The organism is Pedobacter sp. 05L430, from assembly GCF_056397585.1.
Map to the genome: position 1 here is coordinate 105,851 of NZ_JBFTNT010000002.1, position 22,980 is coordinate 128,830.

Here is a 22,980-nt window from a genome sequence, read left to right on the forward strand (position 1 = left end):
GTAAATGATGCTTTCAAAAATTATTCTACTATTGCCAAAAATCCAATTACACTTCCACAAATCGTTAACCTTTAATTCGAAAATTGAAGCAACAAAACAGTGTTCCCACTTGGGAAAAGCAATAAAAAGGTTTTATCATGGTACGTTTGGAAGATGCATGCTTTTCTGGTCAAATTATGACTTCAGGTATTCGATTGCCAGAACATGATCGAAATGCATCAATATGTCTCCACAATTTAACTATTATCTCTTCCATCCTTAGAAGACCGAAAGGCTGATACATCATTTTATAAAAATTCAGCCATATTATGAGATTCCATTTGAAAAGAACTTCAATTTGACGTATGTTTAAAGATTTTTAAATGCTTATCCTCCGATTATTTTAATCTTTAGTCAATGTTACGCGTAGATAGTACCAAGCCCTGCAAAATTGTATACTCATTGTGTAAACACGCGTATTTCGGATATTTAATCGAACCTCATATGGTTCAGTTAAATCCGCAGGGCGATTTCTCTCTTACTTATCAGCGTCTGTTCTCACATACTGCTAAAGAGTTTGCGAAACGTTTAACAGATAATGATTTTAAGCTTATCAAAATCCTTGATGAAACAGAGCAGGACTTTATCATAAAAAAGTATCATAAGAAAGCGATAAGACCGGGAGAGTTCTTTAGCAAGTTTTTTAACGATAAATTCTATGAAACTGTTCGCCCAAAAATTGAGAAGAAACTATCTGAAGTTCTGGAAGCCCTCAAAGCGGAGGGTTCATTATATTTAATGGATAATGATGGCTGGCCTGCAGAGCGAAAAATAGATATTGCACTGGAGCCTTCTACAGTACTGTTCCATTTTAGACGTAATAATATTGAAACTCGCTATTTCCCTACTATAAAATACCAGGGATTAAGAATCGATTTCATGTTCAAGGATGCTCAGGTTATAAGTAATCAGCCAGCATGGTTATTACTTAACGATATGATCTATTTCTTTGAGCAGGATATTGAAGGGAAAAAACTGCTTCCCTTTTTAAACAAGCGCTACATTACCATACCAAAGACAACCGAGGAAACCTATTTTGAAAAATTTGTTTGCCCTCTTATTGAAAAATACCATGTTTATGCCGAAGGCTTTGATATAAAAACCGAAAAGCATGATCCAACGCCTACGCTAAAAGTTATTTATGTAGAATCGGGAGTTTCTCAGCTTCAGCTCTACTTTAAATACGGGGAATATGCTTTTGCTATGGGCAACGAAAAAAAGGTAACCGTTCGTCTTGCCAAAGATGACGACAACTACATTTTTACCCGTATAAAAAGAGATACTGCATTTGAGAAACAGAAATTTGATACACTGCTAAGTCTTGGCTTAAAGAAAACCAGTGCTCTTTTTCACAACCTCGAAGTTTCGGGCAACCATGATGAAGATCAATCTTATGCCATCATCAATTGGGTAAATGAACACATAGAAGGTTTAAAAAACCTTGGCTTTGAAATAGAGCAACACACCGGAGCAAAGAAATTTCTCTTTGCTGCCAATAAAATAGATTTTGAGATTAAGGAAGATAATGATTGGTTTGACATCAATGCCATAGTATACTTTGGTATCTTTCCGGTACCCTTTCTATCTCTTAAACAACACATACTTCACAAAAAGAGGGAATTTACGCTTCCTGATGGCACCATTGCTATTATTCCGGAAAAGTGGTTTTCTCAGTATGGAAGCCTTTTCAGCTTATCAGAAGGAGGCAAATCGTTACACCTAAAGAAACATCATATAGGGCTCATCAATGAACTGGCAGAGGACAGCATAGCCAATATAACCTTAAGCCGTAAACTTGAAAGATTAAATGATTTCGAGAACATTGCCGACACCCAGATGCCGGTCCATTTTAAAGGCGACCTGCGTAGTTATCAAAAGGCTGGCTACAATTGGTTTAGTTTCCTGCGTGAGTATAATTTCGGCGGGTGTTTAGCAGATGATATGGGTTTGGGTAAAACCATCCAGACACTGGCAATGCTGCAAAAGCTTAAAGAAGAAAATGAGCAAAATTCAACTCATGGCACTTCTTTAATTGTTATGCCAACATCCCTAATTTACAACTGGTTAAATGAAGCCAAAAAGTTTACACCTAAGCTCAAAATACATTCACATACCGGAACTACAAGAGATAAAGATGTAAGTATTTTTGCGAAGTATGATATCGTTATTACAACTTATGGAATTACCCGTGTTGATATAGATATTCTTAAAAATTTCTATTTCAGCTACATCATATTAGATGAAAGCCAGAATATAAAAAACCCTTCGTCAAAATCATTTAAAGCAGTTAAGGCCTTAAAATCTAAATACAGACTAATACTGAGCGGTACTCCTGTCGAAAACTCTGTAAGCGACCTTTGGACTCAGCTTACCTTTTTAAACCCTGGTCTCCTGGGTACGCAATCATTCTTTAACGAAGAATATGTTCAGGCCATCGAGAAAAGGAAGGATGAAGAAAAGGCCCGTAAGCTGCAAGCCATTATAAAGCCCTTTGTTTTACGCCGTACAAAAGAACAGGTTGCGGCCGAGCTGCCTTCCAAAACGGAACAGGTGTTTTATTGCGATATGAGTGAGGATCAGGCCGCATATTATGAAAAAACAAAATCTGCCTATCGTAACGATCTGCTAAGCAGTATGGATGATGGCACTTATGCAAAAAAGCAAGTACAGCTTTTGCAGGGCTTAACAGCATTACGTCAACTGGCAAACCATCCTGTCATGATAGACGACACCTATGCCTCTGATTCAGGTAAATTCGAAAATGTAATCCATACCCTAGATAATGTACTTAAGGGTGGGCATAAGGTTCTTATCTTTTCGCAGTTTGTAAAGCACCTGAATATTTTCAGAGCCTATTTCGAAAAAGAAAGCATCTCCTTTTCTTATCTTGACGGATCAACCAAAAACCGCGGAGAAATTGTCGCCGAATTCCAGAAAAACACTGAATTAAAGGTATTCTTAATTTCTATTAAGGCAGGTGGCGTAGGTTTAAACTTAACCCAGGCAGACTACGTATTTATTCTTGATCCATGGTGGAACCCCGCTGTAGAGCAACAGGCAATAGATCGTACACACAGAATAGGCCAGGAGAAGAAAGTGTTTATCTATAAATTCATTGCAAAAGATACAGTAGAAGAAAAGATACTAGCACTACAAAACCGTAAAAAACGATTAGCCAGTTCTTTGATTACCACAGAAGAAAGTTTCTTCAAATCCTTAAGTAAGGAAGACATCAAAGAGATTCTGAATTAATCTTTCAGGAATTCCTCATATTGCTTGCGCGAAATCATTTCCGCCCCTAAACTCATCAGATGATCATTGGGCAGCTGGCAGTCTATTAGTTTAAACCTATCGGTTTTGCACAGCCATATCAGTGCAGTTTTTGAGGCATTACTTACCAAACTAAACATACTTTCGCCACAAAAAACATCGCCAACTTCCACGCCGTACAACCCTCCTACCAATACATGATCTTTCCATACTTCTACACTTTTAGCATAGCCCTTTTCATGCAAACTAATATAAGCATCCTGCATTTCCTGAGTAATCCACGTGCCCGGCTGATCTTTTCTTCCCACCTTTGCGCAGTTAACTATCACCTCCCGAAATGCTTTGTTAAAGGTTACCACAAATACGTCTGATTTAAGAACTTTAGCCATGCTTTTACTGACCTTCACTTCAGCAGGATATATTACACAACGTTCATGTGGCGAATACCAACAAATCGGATCATCATCACTAAACCACGGAAATATACCATTGTGATAAGCCAAAAGCAATCTTTCAATGCTCAAATCTCCACCTACAGCAAGCAATCCATCGGGATCAGCCAAAGCTGGGTTAGGAAAAACAATCTCATCTTCTGGTAGTCTAAAAACCATTTACAATAATAAAACATTRGGTTTAATGTAACTAATCTTCCTATATTTCATCATAATAAAAAGCGTAACATGAACTTAATAGGCAATATCATCTGGATCATTTTTGGCGGAATATTTATTTTTTTCGAATATATAATCGGTGGTCTTATCCTATGTCTTACTATTGTGGGAATCCCATTCGGAATACAATGCTTCAAGTTTGCCTTTGTTGGCCTTGCTCCTTTTGGTGTTAAAATAACCGACACCTCTTCCAATACTGGCTGCTTATCAACCGTAATGAATATCATCTGGTTAATATTTGGAGGCTTCTGGATTGCACTTACCCATCTTTTCTTTGGCATCTTGTTCTGCATTACTATTATAGGTATTCCATTTGGCCGACAACATTTTAAATTAATGAATCTTGCCTTTTCTCCATTTGGAAAATCGATAAGCTAATCTGCAATCAACCCTATCTTTTTAGAATGCTCAATTGCATCCACACTGTTTTCAAATAAACAGGTACGGATATTTTGTGCCTCTATTCTTTTCAATAATGCCCTGGTTGGCTCTTCCATATCCTTACGGATATTTCTGATGTAAACAGCCGCAATGTTTTTAGGGTATTTCTCTGCAATAGCAGTATATATTTCCGGGTCCTTCTGTGTATTGTCTCCAAAAAAGACAAACTTTTGATTTGGGAAAGCGTCCAGAATTCTCATCACCCTTATCAATTTCCCTTCGTGTCCGGTCTTACCCGTTTTAATAAGATCCCTCCACTGCTTAATCTGATTCAATAGGAAGGCGCCATCAGGCAACTTATTATAGCTAAAAATCTCTACCAGATAATCGTATAAATTCCACTCGCTGCTAGATACATAGAAAAAGGGATTAGGCTGATCTGCCGTGGTATGTGAAATTGCCAGGGCGGTGTAGTGCGTGTATGTACCTTTAAACGTTTTTCGTGTTCTTGGGTTTTTAATAAAGAGCTCTCTAAGTCTTCTTCTGATAGTTGCCGAATGAGACACCATCACCGTATCATCAATATCAGAAATAAAAGCAAACTGAGTAATGTGAGGTACAAACACCTGACCTAGCCCTATTGCCAGTATTTTTCCATCCTTATCTAAAGCCTCAATCTTTACCCCATGCCATCCTGCATCCACGTTTTCATTGGCCGACCACTCAAACTTAAAAAAGCCATCGTATTCAGTTTTGCGGTATACTTCCTGCCCATTAAAAGTGAGTCTTACCTGTACATGAGGGTATGGCTTTAGTACAAATAACTTTAACAAATGGATAATGTTAACGAATAAATTATTACTAAAACCCTGCATCGTTTTGGCCCTAAATTTAAAAACATGACCATATACCACAAGGTTATGTGTGTGTCCGTATCCATGGTATACCTTAACACTTACAGATTTATTCATTAATAATTAAAACAGAGTAATACTAAAGTTGTTTGTGATATTAAAGAAAATGTAATGGGAGAAAAATCCGTCCAATTGAAATTGTTGTTTATCGTGAATCCGGGATCTGGAAATGGTGAGATCAATTTTGCCGATGCAATAAGCGCATATTTTGAATCGCTACCGCATACTGCCGAGATTTATGAGCTGCCATTAAACTGTTCTTTCGAAAAACTTAAGGAAATAATAGCCAGTGCAAATGCAGACCGTGTGATAGCCGTTGGTGGCGATGGAACTGTGAAATTGATTGCCGAGTGTTTGCTCCAAACAGATACACCTATGGGTATTATACCTGCCGGATCTGCAAACGGCATGGCCAAGGAATTAGGCATTCCCACAACCATTAAGGAATCATTAGATATGACAGTGAACGGGCAGCCAAAAAAAATACATGTCATAATGGTAAACGGTGAGTTATGTATTCACCTTGCCGATATTGGTTTTAATGCCTACCTCGTTAAAAAATTTAATGACCTTCCGCAGCGTGGAATGTGGGGATACACTAAAGCCGCCTGGAAAGCACTATGGAGTCATCATAAAATGGAGGTACTGATTAAGGTAAAAGACAAAACTATCCGTTCAGAAGCAGCTATGGTGGTTATAGCAAATGCCACCATGTATGGCACAGGCGTTAAAATTAACCCTGATGGAAAACTGGACGATGATTTTTTTGAAGTAATTCTGGTAAAAGAATATTCCGTGATGGAGATTTTAAAACTACGATTTACCAACCTGGCTTTAAACCCTAAGAATATTGAAGCCTTTCAAATCACCAGTCTCAACATAAAAACAAAACATAAAGCGCATTTTCAGGTCGATGGGGAATATATGGGTAAGGTAAGCAGAATTGAAGCCAACATAATTCCTGCGGCAATTAATGTTATTGTTTAATTGCAGTATTGCGCTATTTGCTCATCTGCCAGATCAAACCCCATGTTCTTCACAAACATAAAATCCTCACATGCACCTTGCCTGTCTTTCTGTTTCAATTTTTTCAGCCCGTCATTTATCCGCATTTTCATATACTCTTCATCATAGCCAAGGCTTGTTTTTAGCGCTACAATCCTTCGCTCCTCGTCAGCAGTAAACTTACCTGTTGCCTTATGCCTGTAAAAATTGAGCACTGCATCTGTCATACCTACATTGGTTTTATAGGTTTCTATAGCCTGTTTTATATCTTTCTGGCTTTTATTCTGGCAATCATCTCCAGACAACTTAAAGTTTATTGGTACCACAACAGATATCGTAGTATCATGATCAGCAGGAACTATCCATTTACCACTGCTTAATCTGATCAACCTTAGGGCCTCGTCATCAAGATCTGTCCCTATGCCTTTTTGAATCTTAGAGAAATAGACTTCTCCTGCTTTATTCAATTTAAAGCTTATGGTAACACTTCCATCAATACAATTTTGTAGTGAATATCGGGGATAAACCTTATTGTTCATCACAAAAGATTCCAGTCCACCTTTTAAAGTTGGCTGGGCTTTAACATTTAGCCCCAACAAAAGAAATAATGCTAAAAGAATCTTTGACATATACCAATTTACGTATTTTAAACCAAAGCCGATTAAAATGTGTACTTTAAAATTACTGCAGGATCGGGGCAATTCTTTAGATAAATATCTCTTTTCGTGTATTGGCATACACCTGGATAATCACCTTTTAAAGCCTGCATATTAAATATCAGCTGAAAGTGCAAATGCGGGGGCCAGTAACCATTTTCTTCTTTTGTACCAAAAGCAGCAAATCGCGTACCGGCAGGAATAAACATTCCCTCTTCCAGCCCTTGTAAAGATTCCACACTCAAATGTCCATACAAGGCATGAATTACCACATCTCCCAAAACATATTTCAGAATAATGGTTCCACCATAGTCACCAAAGTTATTGTTGAATTTAAAGCTATGTACTACTGCATCATGAAAATTGTAAACAGGTGTTCCTGCAGTCCCCCATATATCTACACCTAAATGCAGCCTTCTGGGTTCTTCGCCTGTATCAAAATGAGCACTGCGTGCATAGATAGACCTATGTTCATTATACCCACCGATACCGTACCTGCAATTATTTAAACGAAGTTTATCTTCAACCCAGCTAGTAAAAACGTCGGTATCATCTAAAATATCGTTTGTGAGTTCTTTGTTTGCCGCTGTAAGGTCAAACGGATACAACAAATCCTGAGCAGGATCAAAATCAACTACTTTACCAATTATGATATCACTCCTATTTAAGGCAGCTACAAGATCAATCGGCTTGTTCATCCGTCTCCTTACGGTCTCTGGATATTTTATCGAATAACTTATCCATATGCTCTACGTACTCATTGGTATCGTCTAAGAAGAAGGTAAGGGTAGGGATTACACGAGCCTGGTGGCGAATACGTGCACCCAGTTTATACCTGATCTCACTTGAATGTGAATTCACCTCAGCAACAGACAAGGTGGTATTGTTTGTGTTTAAAAAGCTCAAATAAACCTTTGCTACCGCCAAATCCGGAGAAACGCGAACCTTAGTAATAGTAACCAGTGTATTGGGTAAATATGCAGAGCCTTCGCGCTGAAAGATAGCAGCTAATTCCTCTTGTATCACCCCGGCAAATTTCTGTTGACGTTTACTTTCCATAATTTTTCTCTTTCTTCTTTAACGGCATTAATTAATATAACAGCTTATCATAAGGATAGCGCTCGGTATGCAAAGCAACAACTTTATCGTATAATAATTGTTTAAATTCCTCTAAATTCTCTTTGTGCAGGGCAGATATAAATATAGAAGGGGCATTATGATTTGCCATCCAGCTACGCTTAAAATCATCAAGCGTAAGCACGGCTCTTTCCTCATCTTCATGATCAGGCTCAGGGCTTACGTAAGCGTCCATTTTATTAAATACCATGATGGTCTCTTTATCCCTCGCGCCAAGATCTTTTAAGGTCTCATTCACCACATTGATCTGATCTTCAAAGTTAGCATGCGATACATCCACAACGTGGATCAATACATCTGCTTCACGTACCTCATCCAATGTCGATTTAAAACATTCTACCAAATGGTGAGGTAACTTTCTGATAAACCCTACTGTATCTGATAATAAAAACGGCAAATTCTCAATAACCACCTTTCTTACTGTAGTATCCAATGTGGCAAATAGTTTGTTTTCGGCAAACACTTCCGATTTAGAAAGCATATTCATAATCGTTGATTTCCCTACATTCGTATAGCCAACAAGAGCAACCCTTATCAGTTGTCCACGGTTCTTTCTTTGCGTTTCATTTTGTCTATCAATCTGGCTCAGCCTGCTTTTTAAAAGAGCAATCTTTTCAAGGATCATCCTTCTATCACTCTCAATCTGAGTTTCACCCGGACCTCTCATACCAATACCACCCTTTTGGCGCTCTAAGTGAGTCCATAAGCGGGTAAGTCGGGGTAATAAGTATTGTAATTGTGCCAGTTCAACCTGAGTTTTAGCCTGTGCAGTTTGTGCCCTGCTGGCAAAAATATCAAGGATCAGGTTACTCCGATCTAATATTTTAACCTGTAATTCCCGTTCAATATTTCTTAGTTGTGATGGTGAAAGCTCATCATCAAAAACAACCATATCTATCTCTTCAGACTTTACGTAAGCCTGTATTTCTTCAAGTTTCCCTGTACCTACAAAAGTTCCACGGTCAGGCTTAAGCATCTTCTGTGTAAATTCATGTTCCACCACACCACCTGCCGTATCTACCAGAAAAGCAAGCTCATCCAGGTATTCCCTGGTTTCATCTGGCTTTTCACCAGGCCTGATTACTCCTACAAGTACTGCCCGTTCCGGCTTAAGTGCCGTGTCGTAATATTTCTGTTTTCCCATGTAAAGTACAAAGATACAAAAGTTATACCGAGATCAATTCACTGACAAACTCTCTGATTGCAAGTCCCGGATCCTCAGTTTTCATGAAGTTTTCGCCAATTAAAAAGCCATTAAACCCGGCTTGTTTTAACAATTTAATTGTAGAAGTTTCGCTGATGGCACTTTCAGATATCTTCATAAAATCAGCAGGAATCTGATCTGCAAGATCAAACGAAGTCTGAATGTTTACTGTAAAATCAGCAAGGTTTCTGTTGTTCACGCCTATGGCATCCAGATCCGTACAAATGCTCCTTTCAAGCTCTTCCTGATTATGTACTTCCAACAGCACATTAAGGCCTAAACCCTTCGCTGTGCCCGCTAGCGTAGCAATTTCCTGCGGAGTAAGGATAGCAGCAATTAATAAAATGATATCAGCACCCCAGGCTTTTGCCTCGAGGATCTGATATTCATCAATCATAAAATCTTTTCTAAGAATAGGAACTTTGTTCGCAGCCCTCGCTTCCAGCAAATCTCGTTGGTGACCTCCAAAGAAATCAGTATCAGTTAATACCGACAATGCCGAAGCCCTCGCCGAAGCATAAGCCGTAGTGACATCAGCAACTGTAACTTTGTCATTAATAACACCCTTAGATGGAGACTGGCGTTTAAACTCAGCAATAATACCGGTACGGTCATCTGCTAATAAAAACTCCTTAAAAGAATACGGACTGCGATTAAAGTGCTGTGCAGCCTCCAACTGTTTAACAGAAACATGCTGCTTCGCCAAAGCCACTTCTTCCTTCTTTCTCAGTACAATTTTATCTAAAATATTCATATCTAACTTTCTAACCAGTTCTGCATCATTTGTTTTCCGTGCTCAGTAAGCACGCTTTCCGGATGAAATTGTACACCACGTACATCAAGCGTTTTATGGCTCAAGGCCATAATCTCGTCCGTTTCATCAGTTGCCGTAACCACAAAGCAATCAGGCAGTCCTTTATTACTTACCACCCATGAGTGATAGCGACCTACTTTTATTACATCCGGGCAATCCCTAAATAAAAGCTCACTTTTATCCAACACCGTAATTGGTGTAGCAATTCCATGCATAGGCCTGCCTAAATTTAACAAACTTCCTCCAAATGCCTCAGCAATAGCTTGCTGCCCAAGGCAAACACCAAAAATACTCTTTGTAGGCGCATAGGTTTTGATTACATCAAGTAACAAACCCGCCTCTTCAGGTATCCCTGGTCCTGGCGAAAGCAAAATCTTATCGTACTGCTCAACATCCGCAAGTTCAAATTTATCATTCCTCCACACCTCAACATCCCTGCCCAATTCATTTACTAAATGCACCAGGTTATAAGTAAACGAATCGTAATTATCTATAACSAAAACTTTCTTTTGCATGATCTTATTATTCTCCATCTTAAATTTGCGTAGCCATTTCTATTGCCCTGCGCAAAGCAGCAATTTTATTATTTACTTCGTTCAGTTCATTTTCAGGAATAGAGTCGGCAACAATACCGGCACCCGCTCTGTAATGCAGCTGGTTGTTTTTACTCATAAATGTCCTGATCATGATGCAGTGATTAAACTCATCATTAAAGCCCATGTAGCCAAGCGCCCCGGCATAAAAATTCCTTCCCAGACCTTCATTCTCATCAATCAGCTGCATCGCCCTGTATTTAGGGGCTCCGCTTAATGTTCCTGCGGGATAAGTATCGGCCACAACCTTAAATGCAGATACATTTTCCTGCAGGTTGCCACTTACTTTAGAAACCAGGTGGATCAGATGAGAATAGTATTGAACTTCTTTAAAAGATTTAACGTGAACACCGCTGCAATGCCTGCTAAGGTCATTCCTGGCCAAATCTACCAGCATTACATGCTCAGCACTTTCTTTAGGATCCTCTTCCAGTTTTTTTGCTTGTTCTGCGTCTTCTATATCATTTCCTGTGCGTTTAAAAGTGCCTGCAATAGGAAAAATATTAGCTACATTATTCTTTATGGTAATCTGGGCTTCTGGCGATGAACCGAAAAGCTTAAAGCTTCCGTAATCAAAATAAAACAGATAGGGTGATGGATTAATTGATCTTAAGCATCTGTAAACATTAAACTCATCCCCTAAAAAGGACTGGTTATATGCCCGTGAAGGAACAATTTGAAAAACATCACCACGCAATATGTGCTTCTTAAGTTTATCAACCATGTTCATGAAGTCCTCATTTGTCAGGTTAGAACTTTCTTCGCCATTCGTCTTAAAACTATACTCCGGATAGTTCTTGTTCTGAATAATGTATTCCATCTTTTCCAGGTCCTCATTATCATCTCCATTGAACCTGTTTTTAAACAAGGTGATCTCATTACGGAAATGATCAATGGCGATAATATACCTGTAAATATGGTACTGCATTGTTGGGATCTCTTCGCCTTTCGGAGTTTCAGAAGTGAAGGTTATATCTTCAAAATGTTGTACAGCGTTCCATGTAAAATAGCCAAACAAACCACTGGAAATATGTCTGTTGCCATCAATTACGTCCGGTGTAAAAGCAGCTTTAAAAGCATCTATTTCTTCGGTTAGCACAAACTCCGTTTTTTCCTCTTTCTGTCCATCAGGAAAGTAAGAAGAAAGCACACCATCTTGCAGTATAATACCTGCAACAGGTTCAGCACACACATAACTCATAGAGTTCTCACGACTATGATAGTCGGAGCTTTCCAGTAAAATTGTATTTGGAAATACATCCCTCAATCTCAGGTAAATACTTACCGGAGTAGTGGTATCTGCAAGTCTCTTTTTATAAGTTGTGTTAATGATATAATTATTCATAATAACATTTTTTTCAATTCATTTATTCAAATTGCCAGATCATAAAAAAACCCGGCGTGTGGTTACGTCGGGTTTTACAATGTGGTTTGGTTTAGGTTGATAAACTATAAGGTACACAAGGTTGCGACGAAACTCTTTTCAGAATTACCACGCCACTGCCAAGTATGTATATTGTTAATCATGTGCAACAAAAATATAAATAAATCTTACTAAACAAAATTAAATTGTGAAATTTATGAAACTCCAAAAAAACTACGGCTCGGATCAGCCATAGTCATCTGTATAATTGATGCAATGATCACGATTAAGCCCAGTCCAAAATACAGCGCAATAGTGCGGTGCTTGGCCGATGGATCATCTGCTCTTTTCGACCTTGCATTGCCTACAGTAACTAAAATGGCAGCAAAAATCATCATTGCAATATGTTMCATTTTCCAATATCTTATTCCTGCTTCAACCAGCGGGCTCACAAAGTACAATATCAAACCAAATAAAATTTGGATATGCACAAATATTAAAGTAAACACATTCAATTTCCTATTTCCTTCCGTATATGGTTTTTTTCCAAGCCACCCTGCAATTGCAGTTACTATTGCCAATACCAATAAAATTAAGACGAGATAACGCCAGCCTGAGTGTGCACTCTTTAAGATGTGATAAAAATTCATAACGGTTTTTCTTTCAAACTTAAGTAATTACTTTATGCTTTATGTAATAGCTAATTACTAAATGATATTTAAAACGATTCTATTTTAGGCCTCAACTGCATCGTAAACAACTACTTTCTCCCATAAATGGCTGTAGTTTTTTATAAATTCCAGGTGTATCGGATGGGTTTGATAGGTTGCCTGACCTTCAAGATCACTAAAGAACATCAGTTCAGATACCCCCCAGCTGCTATCAATAACATCGCGTTTTTCAGTACTGGCTACAATTCCCACATGTAATTCTTTTACAGTCGGGATTTTCGAAAGTGCTTTCACGCCTGCGGCTAATTTATCACGATCTTCTTTTGAATCTGGATTTTTCAACCAGAAAAACACATGGTGTACCACCGGATAATTTTTTTTCATATTTGATAACGGCATAGCGGTTGCAGCTGTCCCCACTGCAAGTGCTGCAGCGGTTCCAATAAATTTTCTTCTGTTAGACTTGTTCATAATGCATAAATCTATGAAAAAAAATATTACTTCACTTCATATGTGCCAGCTATTGTTCCAAAAGACTTAACCAGCCTGTTCCATGAATTAATCTGGGCTACCGCCAATGAAAGATTTGCAATATCAGCATTAGAAAAATGCTTTTTAAGCTCATCATGCAGATCATCTGATTCTTTTTCGTCCTGAAGATTGGTTAATCTTTCAGCAAAAGCCAATACAGCCTTTTCTTTAGGGGTATAATAGTCTGTTTCTCTCCAAACCGGCAGTGAGATCAGCCGCTGTAATGTTTCGCCTTTGTGTACCGCTTCCTTCGAGTGCATATCCAAACAATATGCGCAGCCATTAATCTGCGAAACTCTCACATCCAATAAATCAATTAATAGTGGATCAATTCCTGAACTGCGGAGATAATCCTTTATCTGTCGCATTGCTTTAAATAACCCTTCCGGGATTTCGTTCTGACTAATTCGTAACATAAAATATTCTTTTTCTCTTAAAGACAATCAGCATATCTAAAGCGTGACAACTTATCTGGATTTCGGATAAAAAAGATATTAGCAATTTCATTTTGCTCAAAAACAAATATCTGGCAACTTACCATCACCCCATCTTCATAATGAAACATTGCCGGTTGATGATTAATCCCTCCATATTTAAAGGTTCGTTTGGCAAAGAATTTCGTTTGCAATCCTTTTAAAAACTTAATTACATTAGCCCTACCCAAAACAGGCCTTAAAGCAGCCAGTACTTTTCCTCCGCCATCAGAAATCACAGAGATCTCCGCCTTAAGCATCAACTCCAGCTCCTGAACATCACCCCTCTTTATTGCATTTACATATTTTAAGAGCAATTCTGTTTCCACATCATTTTTACCCTGCTTCTCCCTCTGTTGCAAGCTTTGTTTTGCTCGCTTCAAAATTTGTCGCGAGTTATCAATTGTTATTTCCAATACCTCAGCAAGCTCTTCATGGCTATAATCAAAAGCTTCTCTTAGAATAAACACTGCCCTTTGGCGAGGCGTTAATTTTTCCAGAAGCACCATTAAGGAATAAGAAAGCACCTCTTTTTTACTCAGGGCAGAATCAGCCTCATTGGTATCAATAGGTTCCGGCAACCATATTCCCGGATACTCATGTTGCAACCGCTCATTTTGCTTCTTGTAATTAATAGCCAAATTAATTACTGTACGCACCAAATAAGCTTTTTCATTAATAACATTGGAATCTATCTGCAAGAATTTTAGAAAAGCATCTTGTACGATATCGAGTGAAGCCTCGTAGGATCCTGTAATGTTGTATGCATATGTAGTCAGTAAGGGCCTTAAATGATTCATGATACTACTATTTCAAACTTAAAGAAAAAAAGAGATATTTACTTAACGCTACAAACGCTCATGAGAACATCAACACTACTGCCATTTATCCTTTTACTCTCCATATTTATTGGGTGTAAACAATCTAAAGAGAAATTAATTCTTAACATCCCAGACCCTAAAACACTTAACGAATCATATGTCAGCAATCCAGACAAAATACTTGCAGACGAGACTGTTTTTACATTAAATGAAAAACTCAGGGAATTAGACCAGTCGGGGAAAGCACATATTGATGTGGTATTTGTCAAGACTATTGGAGATAATGTACCCAAGGAAATTGCAACAATGTTATTCAACTCATGGAAAATCGGTGACAAGAAAACCAATAATGGCTTGCTTATATTTATAGTTGAAGACCAACACCGGATAGAGTTTGAAACAGGTTATGGATTAGAAGGAATATTGCCTGATGTAACATGTTACAAAATCCAGCAAGACTACATGATTCCCTATGCCAAGCAGAACGACTATGACAATGCAGTAAAAAAAGGCGTAGATGCGGTTATTGAACACATCACCACCGAAAACAATGCAATATACCAAGCACCCGACACCACTTCAGTTGCAGAGGTTGAGGCCCCATCGGCTATTATTGACCCTGGCATTTCAGAACCTTATGATATCACCCCACAAGCCCTCACAGCACCGGTAAAACAAAGGGCCGCTCCCATTGTTGATTTCCTTTTGCTCATAATCCTTGCCATTTATATTGTATTTTCTTCGTTGGTTGGTCAGCGGTTAACAGCACACAAAGGCATACCGCGACTAAAAAATCCTGTGATCTATTTTCTTTGGATAGCACCGGTTACCCTGGTTATTTTATTGAACATATACCTGCCATTTGAATGGCATAACATCAGAACAATTCTAATACTCTATTTCTTTCTATGGGCGTACGTGAACTTACATTTCTACTTTTTAGGCAGGAAGCTAACTGCCACCCTAAAAGATAAAACACCACACGAACAGTATCTGGCATGGCAATCAACACATTTGCCATCCCAATACATCAGAAAAGCATTCCCTACAACATTTTTAACATCCTACTGGAATAAGTACACTGAACTGCTGCATACTTTGCGATCAAGCCCAATGACATGCGAAAAATGCAGCAATAAGATGATTATACTAAATGAGGAAAAAGATGATCAATACCTGTTAAAAGGAAATATTATAGAAGAGCAAATTGACTCCATAGATTACGATGTATGGGTATGCAGATCTTGTAAAACAGAACTGATACTCGATTATAAGAATCCTGAATCTAAAGCCCAGGAATGCTCAAAATGTCATTTTCATACCTTTTTATATAAACGAAGGGCTATCCATAAAGCTTCAACCACAGAAAATGAGGGTTTCGGCTATAGCTATTATCTATGCCAATATTGCAAATACGAAGAGAAGACAAAGTTTATCATCCCAAAAGTATCAACCTCAAGCGGATCTTCCTCTTCGGGCAGCAGCAGCAGCTGGTCTTCTTCTTCCAGCAGTAGTAGTAGTAGTAGCAGCTCTTCAAGCAGCAGCGGAGGCTCATCAGGAGGCGGCGGGGCTGGCAGCAGTTGGTAAACGCTCATGAATTAACTAATTAATTATGAAACAAATTATACGTTTAATCTTCATTATTTTACTTACCGCAGGTTCATTAAAAGCTCAGGAATCTTTTACAATAAGCGGCACTGTATTTAACGCAAAAGAGGAAATTATACAAGGTGCTACTGTGTTTATTGATGGCTCTGAAAAAGGTACAGCAACCAATGCAAAGGGCGAGTTTAAATTTGCCAATATAAAACCCGGCACCTATCAGGTAATTGTGAGCATGATTGGTTATGCTTCCACAAAACAAAATGTAATTATCCAGAACCAGTCTGCTTCACTAAATATTCATATTAAAGAAAAAACAACTGTTCTGCGTGAAGTAGTAATTGGTGATGACTCTCAGCGCAAAGAAAACATAAAAATATTTCTTAAGAATTTCCTGGGTGAGTCTGCTAATGCAAAAAAATGCAAGATACTAAACCTCGAAATTATTGATTTTTCGACCATCAAGACAATACTGGAGGCTACATCAGATGACTTCCTGATTATTGAAAACAAAAGCCTGGGCTACCGCATAAAATACCTGCTCAGAAACTTTCGTTACAACAAGGGAACAGGAGTTACAAGTTACGATGGGGAATCTGTATTTGAAAATTTGGCAGGTACTGAAGAAGAAAAAAGCACCTGGATTGAAAACAGGAAAAAAGCGTATCAGGGTTCCCTCATGCATTACTTAAGATCACTCTATAAAAACAATTTGAGGCAAGAGGGCTTTATTACTCTTGAAATAAAGAACAACAATCAGCCATTACAATTAGCTCCCAATCCGGTAAACATGGAGCAATACATCAATACTGTTGACAGCAATTTTATTCAGTTGAAATTCAAAACCCGTCTATATATTGTTTTTGATAAAGAGAATACTTTGAAAGCTGACAGCCAGGATCAAAATGGTACCATCACAAAAATGATGGGGAAGGATGGTTCTATTATGCGCCTGTTTTTAGATAATGCTATAATAGACAGTAAAGGCAGCTATGTTGATTACAGAAGCTTTTTTATACAGGGCTTTTGGGGTGGCAAAAGAATTGGCGACCAACTGCCATTTGAATATAATTAGATTCATCTATCTTTATATTGATCATCAAAAAATAGAAACAGATGGAAAAGAATATTCCAACACTTTACGAATGGGCCGGAGGCATGCCTGTTTTTGAGAAACTTATGAGTTCTTTTTATAAAAAAGTTCTGCTTGATGACACTCTTGAACCTATTTTTAAACATATGTCTGCCGATCATCAATTGCATGTAGCACATTTTATTGCCGAAGTTTTTGGTGGCCCTAAAATGTACAGTTCCGAAGAAGGTTCGCACTTTAAAATGATTCAAAAACACCTTGGCAAACATTTAACAGAAACCCATAGAAAACGTTGGGTGCAGCTTCTTATAGAAACTGCAGACGAGCTTACTTTACCTGATGATCCTGAGTTTCGCTCGGCATTTGTAGCCTATATTGAATGGGGAACCAGGATTGCTGTTTTGAATTCTTCAGAAATGGAAGTGGCATTAAATCCGGATGAACCCATGCCCAAATGGGGATGGGGAGAGCCTGGCGGGCCTTTTATCCCATAAACACAATAGTTCGTATTTCTGACCTCCCCTACTCATTCTTAGTTCGTAAAAATGTGCATTTTCTCGAACAAGCGTAAAACAAGCGACGAACCAGCTTTAACCAAAGTATACAAGAAAGGGTTGTCAGGGGCAACTTTACGCCCTAACAACCCTAAAAAAAACTGAATAACCTTAGTATCCCTGATTCTGATGGAATGCCTTGGTTACATCTAAAGTTGATTGAGGTATTGGAAATATCCTTCTTGTAGGCTGAGATGTTGGCTTGGCACTAAAAGGAAGTTCATATTTTCCAAAGCGGATCATTTGTGGTCTTCTGAACATTTCCCAATACGTTTCAAAAGCAATCTCTTTATAAAGACCAGCCTCGTCAAGCGATGTTATCGCTACACCCGGTGCATTTCCATAAAGCGATTCTCTTTTTCTTGACGTGCGTAAAATGTTGATGTCGTTTAATGCCAAGGCAGTTTGTCCTTTACGGAAATAGGCTTCTGCCCTCATGGTATAAATAACGCCTAAACGGAACAAGGGGATATCAACATTGCTGGTTCCGTTTCCTTCTTCAGGGTCAAACTCAAACTTAAATACGCGCGCTCCCCTGTTGATCTGGTTTTGAGCAAACACAGCTTGTGTAGGGTTAGTAAAATTAAGTTCAGGAGTAAAATCCATACGTGTACCGGTACTTTTTTCCATGTAAAGCTCAGAAACTTTAATCCTTCCGTTGTCAGTCATTTCAAAACCACCCGAAGCATTAAGTTTAGGCCCATACTGAGGCCCAACCATGATACCGCGATTGAAATGAAACCATGGCAGGTTATTGCTTTTAGGAACAATATCTGATGCGGGAACACTACCCACTGCATCGTTCATAAACCAGGTTCCATCGCTATACTGGTACTTTCTGGTAAACCTTGGATCGTCGTGGTTTCCATTCCAGGTAGCATAAAACTCCGGACTGATACAGGCTGCATTAGTTCCTCTGTTTGCAGGAGATGGTTTTTGGTTACGCTCTACACCAACATATGCAAAGGAATTAGAACCGTTTCTGATGTAATCTATTTTTTGCACCACCACAAAAATAAGTTCAGAACCACCTGAATTTTTGATTGCGAAGTTGTCGAAATAGTTGGTTTCCAAACGGAATTTACCAGGGTTGATCAATAATGAGGTGTAATAGATCACCTTATCCATATCAGTATCATTGCTGTTTACCGACTTCTCATTAAAATTAAAGGAAGCTGCATAGCGATCTTTATACACTGCACGGTTAAGGTACATATTAGCTAATAATCCATAAGCCGCCTCTTTAGTAAACCTTCCGTTATGAGTGGATTGCTCTCCCAACGTGGCAAGACTTGGAATTAAACCCTCTACCTCGGTAATAAGTCCGTCTATTGCTGATGCTGCCTGTCTAATTTCTAACGGGGCATTTTCATTAGCTGGATCACGGTAAGGCGCTTGCCCAAACAGATCAAGGGTAGTATAGGTATAGTAGGCTAATAAGCCTTTAGCTTCGGCAAGGAAAAGATCCTTTTGTGCGCCGGTACCCGTGCTGTTTGCTTTTATAGCTGTTAATGATCTGGTGATGCCATTGGTAAGCATATTCCAGTTATCTGTTACAATCGGATTATCGGCCGCCCAGGTAAACTCATGCATAGAACGCCATTTACCGCCATCGCCCCAGTCGCTTCCACGTGTAGGCAGCAGGGCCTCGTCTGTTGTATATTCCTGTAATGAAAATACCGCCCCATGATCTACAAAGGTTCCGTCGCCCAACCTGTCGTAAGCTGCCGCTAAAGCACCCGCAGGATTGGAAGCATCTTCACCTAATACTTCATCAAGCACAACCTCGTTTAATTTCGTACAGTTGGTAAGAAACAAGGCTCCAAGTAGAAATATGATATTTCTTGCTCTAAATAGTTTGTTTGTTTTCATTTTTATAATTTTATAGTTGCGCCAAAAAGAAACGTTTTTGCAGTTGGATAGCTAGAATAATCTATACCCAATGATTGGTTTCCACCACTCGCTTTTGGACTGTTAATTAATGGGTCGTAACCACTGTATTTAGTGATTGTAAATAAATTTTGTCCGGTAACATAAATGCCTAAACCATTAAGCCAGGTCAGCTTGTTGAACTTAAAATTATAGCCCAAACGTGCCGAATTAAGTCTTAAGAAATCCGATTTCTCTAAGTAAAGTGTAGAAAGCTGAGGGGGATTTGCAGGATTGGCACCAGATTTAAAATAACGGGTAGAAACGTTTCTGTCTGAAGCCAGGTTATTAATGTTTAATGCATTTAACCCCGTATTATTTACCAAATAACCACCCGACTGGCCTATGATTGAAAAGGAGAAGTCGAAGCTTTTGTAATTCATCTGGCTATTAAAACCGTAGGTAAATTTGGGAATTGCACCTTGAATGATCACACGGTCATTGTTATTGATTACCCCATCGTTATTAACATCCTTAAAGATGTTAGCTCCTTTATCATCATATCCGATATGTTCCAATAGGTAAAATGAGCCAGCAGCATAACCACTTTTATAAATATTGGCCGCTACCCCTGACTGTCCGGGACCTGAAATTGTTCCTGAGAGGATTTCGGAAACGGGTAGGTTTTCAATTTTATTTTGAAGTGTGGCACCGTTGACATCAATTGACCAGCTGAAATTACCATTGTCGATCAGCCTGGAGCCCAACATAAACTCAAACCCTTTGTTTACTATTTTACCATCAATATTTACCCATACGGTATTGGTAGGGCTTAGCACCTGTGAAGGAATATTAAGAATGGCATCAGTTGTGGTTTTTTTGAAATAATCTAATGTTCCGTATAATTTGCCTTTCCATAGTTCAAAATCCAATCCCACGTTGTATTGAGTTACTACTTCCCACTTTAAATCAGGATTTGGTGTTCTGGTAACAGAGATGCCGTTTACCAGAGCTAAATCATTATACAAATAGTATCCGTCGCCGGTTGATAGTGCGTAACTGGCTTTAGTGATTTTATTTTCGACCTCCTGGTTGCCAGTTTGACCCCAACTGGCTCTTAATTTTAGGTTATCAAGGAAAGAAACATCTTTCAGGAAATCTTCCTGCGACATGTTCCAGCCAAGTGCAAAGGAAGGAAAGTAACCGTATTTATTGTTTTTTCCGAAACGGGTAGAACCATCGGCACGTACAGAAGCTGTTAACAGGTATTTATTTGCATACGAGTAGTTAACCCTTGAGAAAAAAGACTGCAATTCATTTTCCTGCGCAAATCCGAATACTCCTGTTTGTTTACCTGCAAAACCAGGGTTGTTTTCTGGTAAAACACCTGAGCTTTGATCAGCTATCCCATCAATGCTAAAGCTATTTCCGCCCCGCTCAAACTTTTKATAGGAGAACCCGCCAAGTACTTCCAGTTTGTGTTTGCCTTCTAACAGGTTATAGTTCAGGTAGTGCTCCATAAGCGTGCTTTTAGAGTTTAAATTGTACTGCACGTATTTCCCGGTTGGATTAATGTCTGTTAAGTTAGGGAATATAGTGGTATTCCTTTCTGCTACAGAACGATCTAAGCCCAGGTTAAATTTGTATTCAAGGCCTTTTACTATTCTGAATGAAACGTCCATATTTCCAAGCACTCTTAACGTGCGTGTTCTGTCGCGATAAACGCTAAGCAAATAAGCCGGGTTGTAATGCGCATTCATGTTGAAATTGGTGTATTTACCATTTTCATCAAATACCGGACGTGTTGGATTAGACATTAAGGTTTGGATGATCAGCTGTCCATTGGAACCTCCATCGTCGCTGGTCGGAACGCCATCATCTTTTGTTTCACTTGCGGTAAGGTTTACGCCTATTTTTAAACGCTGGTTGTCAAGAAAAGATTCAGAGGCATTGATCCTGCCTGAAGTACGTCTGAAGTCACTGTTTTTAACAATACCTTCCTGGTCCATCTGTGCGGCAGACACATAGTAGTTACCAGAATTTGTTTGTTTCGAAAACGATAATGAATTGTTTCTGGTTTGTGCGCGACGATAAATCACATCCTGCCAATCGGTGTTGCCACCATGGTCAAAAGCTTTCTCGGTAATTGCATTACGGTATTCATCTGCCGAAAGCAGATCAAGCTTATGTGCTACGGTAGAAAGGCCAAGGTAAGAATCGGCGGTAAAGGTAGCCTCTCCCTTTTTCCCTTTTTTAGTGGTTACAATAACTACCCCGTTGGAACCGCGGGCTCCATAAATTGCAGCTGCAGAAGCATCTTTTAAAACAGAGATAGATTCAATATCACTTGTATTTAAAAAGTTAAGCGGGTTCTTTGCCTTGGATGATCCAAATCCTACATTTTGTCCGGTCGGGCTTACGTCGTCGTTAGTTAAAGGTACTCCATCTACTACAAAAAGCGGCGTGCTTCCACTTCTGATAGAGCCTACACCACGGATGGTTACATCAACACCACCACCCGGCTCACCGCTGCTGTTCACTACCCTTACACCGGCAACTTTACCTTGCAATAAGTTATCGGCCGATACCACAACTCCTTGTCTGAAGCTCTTTTCATCCAATTGGGTAACTGAACCGGTTACATCTTTCTTTGTTTGTTTTCCATAACCTACAACTAAAACTTCGCCCAGACTGGATGCATCAGGCTCCAGTTTAATGGTAAGCACATCGGCATCAATTACAACCAGTTTGCTTTTATATCCAATAAATGATACTTCTAAGGTTTTTCCTTTGGCAGATCTGATTTCAAATTCGCCTTTAGTACCTGTACTAACAGCATTTTTAGAATCTGTTTCTTTAACTGTTGCACCTATAAGCGGCAGGTCGTTTTCATCCAACACTTTACCCTTTATGGTTTGTTGAATTGAAGACACTTTAGCAGGTGTTTTATCTTTTTTATTCTTACTGATCAACACCAGATTTTCAACAATACTATAGCTAAAATCGGCTTTTTCAGACAGGTCCTTAAGCAGCTCTTTAAGCGGTTTGGAATAGGTAACCGGGTATGTCTTCTTATCTGCAATTACCGCCTCGCTATAGCTAAACTTATAGTTGGTTTGCTTGCTCAATTGTAAAAAGATGTTTACCAAGGTCTCGTTGGATGCCTTGGTATTTTCGTTGAAGTAACTGTTAACCAATGTTTTTGACTGGGCTGGTTGCAGAAGCAGGAAACCGGCAGCCAGAAAACATATCTTTTTCAGGTTAAAAAAAGTATATTTATAATGCATATTTAAGTTATTAATTTATTTGATACTTAATA

General features: G+C 38.8%; 21 protein-coding genes. 6 read left to right on the top strand and 15 right to left on the bottom strand.

What is annotated here, in order from left to right:
* The first annotated feature begins 396 nt into the window (after nt 1-396).
* Complete coding sequence (locus AC1DG9_RS01345; RefSeq protein WP_337717014.1) at nt 397-3,291, top strand: DEAD/DEAH box helicase; 2,895 nt, start codon at nt 397-399, stop codon at nt 3,289-3,291.
* Here AC1DG9_RS01345 and aat read toward each other — a convergent pair.
* Nucleotides 3,288-3,920 carry a leucyl/phenylalanyl-tRNA--protein transferase gene (gene aat / locus AC1DG9_RS01350; RefSeq protein WP_337717015.1) on the bottom strand — a complete coding sequence of 211 codons (633 nt, stop codon included), beginning with the start codon at nt 3,918-3,920 and terminating at the stop codon, nt 3,288-3,290. The two genes, AC1DG9_RS01345 and aat, sit on opposite strands and share 4 nt — an antisense overlap.
* Before the next feature lie 69 nt (nt 3,921-3,989).
* Between aat and AC1DG9_RS01355 the strand changes: the two genes are divergently transcribed.
* Nucleotides 3,990-4,358: a YccF domain-containing protein gene (locus AC1DG9_RS01355; RefSeq protein WP_172662203.1), complete on the top strand. Its 369-nt coding sequence runs from the start codon at nt 3,990-3,992 to the stop codon at nt 4,356-4,358.
* On the opposite strand, the gene AC1DG9_RS01360 is transcribed toward AC1DG9_RS01355, so the two are convergent.
* A complete protein-coding gene (locus AC1DG9_RS01360; protein WP_337717018.1) occupies nt 4,355-5,332 on the bottom strand; it encodes an App1 family protein in 978 nt (325 codons plus the stop codon). The genes AC1DG9_RS01355 and AC1DG9_RS01360 overlap by 4 nt on opposite strands.
* A 54-nt stretch (nt 5,333-5,386) precedes the next feature.
* Between AC1DG9_RS01360 and AC1DG9_RS01365 the strand changes: the two genes are divergently transcribed.
* Nucleotides 5,387-6,262, top strand: a complete 876-nt coding sequence (locus tag AC1DG9_RS01365; RefSeq protein WP_172662205.1) for a diacylglycerol/lipid kinase family protein — start codon at nt 5,387-5,389, stop codon at nt 6,260-6,262.
* On the opposite strand, the gene AC1DG9_RS01370 is transcribed toward AC1DG9_RS01365, so the two are convergent.
* The 11 genes from AC1DG9_RS01370 to AC1DG9_RS01420 all read right to left on the bottom strand — a co-directional run bounded on the left by AC1DG9_RS01370 (nt 6,259) and on the right by AC1DG9_RS01420 (nt 14,522).
* Nucleotides 6,259-6,909, bottom strand: a complete 651-nt coding sequence (locus AC1DG9_RS01370) for a TonB family protein (RefSeq protein WP_172662206.1) — start codon at nt 6,907-6,909, stop codon at nt 6,259-6,261. The two genes, AC1DG9_RS01365 and AC1DG9_RS01370, sit on opposite strands and share 4 nt — an antisense overlap.
* Nucleotides 6,910-6,941: 32 nt before the next feature.
* On the bottom strand, nt 6,942-7,634 hold the full coding sequence (locus AC1DG9_RS01375) for a peptidoglycan DD-metalloendopeptidase family protein (protein ID WP_337717020.1): 693 nt from the start codon (nt 7,632-7,634) through the stop codon (nt 6,942-6,944).
* A complete protein-coding gene (rbfA, locus tag AC1DG9_RS01380; protein ID WP_048908269.1) occupies nt 7,618-7,995 on the bottom strand; it encodes a 30S ribosome-binding factor RbfA in 378 nt (125 codons plus the stop codon). Before rbfA ends, AC1DG9_RS01375 begins: the two co-directional genes overlap by 17 nt.
* Before the next feature lie 31 nt (nt 7,996-8,026).
* Nucleotides 8,027-9,217: a GTPase HflX gene (hflX, locus tag AC1DG9_RS01385; protein WP_172662208.1), complete on the bottom strand. Its 1,191-nt coding sequence runs from the start codon at nt 9,215-9,217 to the stop codon at nt 8,027-8,029.
* A 22-nt stretch (nt 9,218-9,239) separates the two neighbouring features.
* Nucleotides 9,240-10,031: an indole-3-glycerol phosphate synthase TrpC gene (gene trpC / locus AC1DG9_RS01390; RefSeq protein ID WP_337717022.1), complete on the bottom strand. Its 792-nt coding sequence runs from the start codon at nt 10,029-10,031 to the stop codon at nt 9,240-9,242.
* 2 nt (nt 10,032-10,033) lie between these two features.
* On the bottom strand, nt 10,034-10,606 hold the full coding sequence (locus AC1DG9_RS01395; RefSeq protein WP_477634236.1) for an anthranilate synthase component II: 573 nt from the start codon (nt 10,604-10,606) through the stop codon (nt 10,034-10,036).
* A 19-nt stretch (nt 10,607-10,625) separates the two neighbouring features.
* Nucleotides 10,626-12,029 carry an anthranilate synthase component I family protein gene (locus AC1DG9_RS01400; protein ID WP_337717024.1) on the bottom strand — a complete coding sequence of 468 codons (1,404 nt, stop codon included), beginning with the start codon at nt 12,027-12,029 and terminating at the stop codon, nt 10,626-10,628.
* A 233-nt stretch (nt 12,030-12,262) separates the two neighbouring features.
* On the bottom strand, nt 12,263-12,697 hold the full coding sequence (locus tag AC1DG9_RS01405; RefSeq protein WP_477634237.1) for a cytochrome B: 435 nt from the start codon (nt 12,695-12,697) through the stop codon (nt 12,263-12,265).
* 84 nt (nt 12,698-12,781) lie between these two features.
* Nucleotides 12,782-13,189 carry a Dabb family protein gene (locus AC1DG9_RS01410; RefSeq protein ID WP_172662212.1) on the bottom strand — a complete coding sequence of 136 codons (408 nt, stop codon included), beginning with the start codon at nt 13,187-13,189 and terminating at the stop codon, nt 12,782-12,784.
* Between the two features lie 26 nt (nt 13,190-13,215).
* On the bottom strand, nt 13,216-13,665 hold the full coding sequence (locus AC1DG9_RS01415; protein ID WP_172662213.1) for a carboxymuconolactone decarboxylase family protein: 450 nt from the start codon (nt 13,663-13,665) through the stop codon (nt 13,216-13,218).
* Nucleotides 13,666-13,682: 17 nt separating this feature from the next.
* Nucleotides 13,683-14,522, bottom strand: coding sequence for a sigma-70 family RNA polymerase sigma factor (locus AC1DG9_RS01420; protein WP_337717025.1), 840 nt, complete (start codon nt 14,520-14,522; stop codon nt 13,683-13,685).
* Between the two features lie 60 nt (nt 14,523-14,582).
* On the opposite strand from AC1DG9_RS01420, the gene AC1DG9_RS01425 reads away from it, so the two are divergent.
* Genes AC1DG9_RS01425 through AC1DG9_RS01435 form a run of 3 tightly spaced genes read left to right on the top strand, consistent with a single transcriptional unit; the run spans nt 14,583 to nt 17,732 of the window.
* Nucleotides 14,583-16,130: a TPM domain-containing protein gene (locus AC1DG9_RS01425; RefSeq protein WP_337717026.1), complete on the top strand. Its 1,548-nt coding sequence runs from the start codon at nt 14,583-14,585 to the stop codon at nt 16,128-16,130.
* A gap of 25 nt (nt 16,131-16,155) precedes the next feature.
* Nucleotides 16,156-17,220: a carboxypeptidase-like regulatory domain-containing protein gene (locus tag AC1DG9_RS01430; RefSeq protein ID WP_337717027.1), complete on the top strand. Its 1,065-nt coding sequence runs from the start codon at nt 16,156-16,158 to the stop codon at nt 17,218-17,220.
* A gap of 41 nt (nt 17,221-17,261) precedes the next feature.
* Nucleotides 17,262-17,732 (top strand): group II truncated hemoglobin, encoded by a 471-nt coding sequence (locus AC1DG9_RS01435; protein ID WP_337717029.1) that lies wholly within the window; start codon nt 17,262-17,264, stop codon nt 17,730-17,732.
* 171 nt (nt 17,733-17,903) lie between these two features.
* Here the strand turns inward: AC1DG9_RS01435 and AC1DG9_RS01440 are convergent, their stop codons facing one another.
* Together AC1DG9_RS01440 and AC1DG9_RS01445 are read right to left on the bottom strand one after the other, a co-directional pair.
* A complete protein-coding gene (locus tag AC1DG9_RS01440) occupies nt 17,904-19,664 on the bottom strand; it encodes a RagB/SusD family nutrient uptake outer membrane protein (RefSeq protein WP_172662218.1) in 1,761 nt (586 codons plus the stop codon).
* 2 nt (nt 19,665-19,666) lie between these two features.
* Nucleotides 19,667-22,948 (bottom strand): SusC/RagA family TonB-linked outer membrane protein, encoded by a 3,282-nt coding sequence (locus AC1DG9_RS01445; protein WP_477634238.1) that lies wholly within the window; start codon nt 22,946-22,948, stop codon nt 19,667-19,669.
* Nucleotides 22,949-22,980 lie beyond the last annotated feature (32 nt).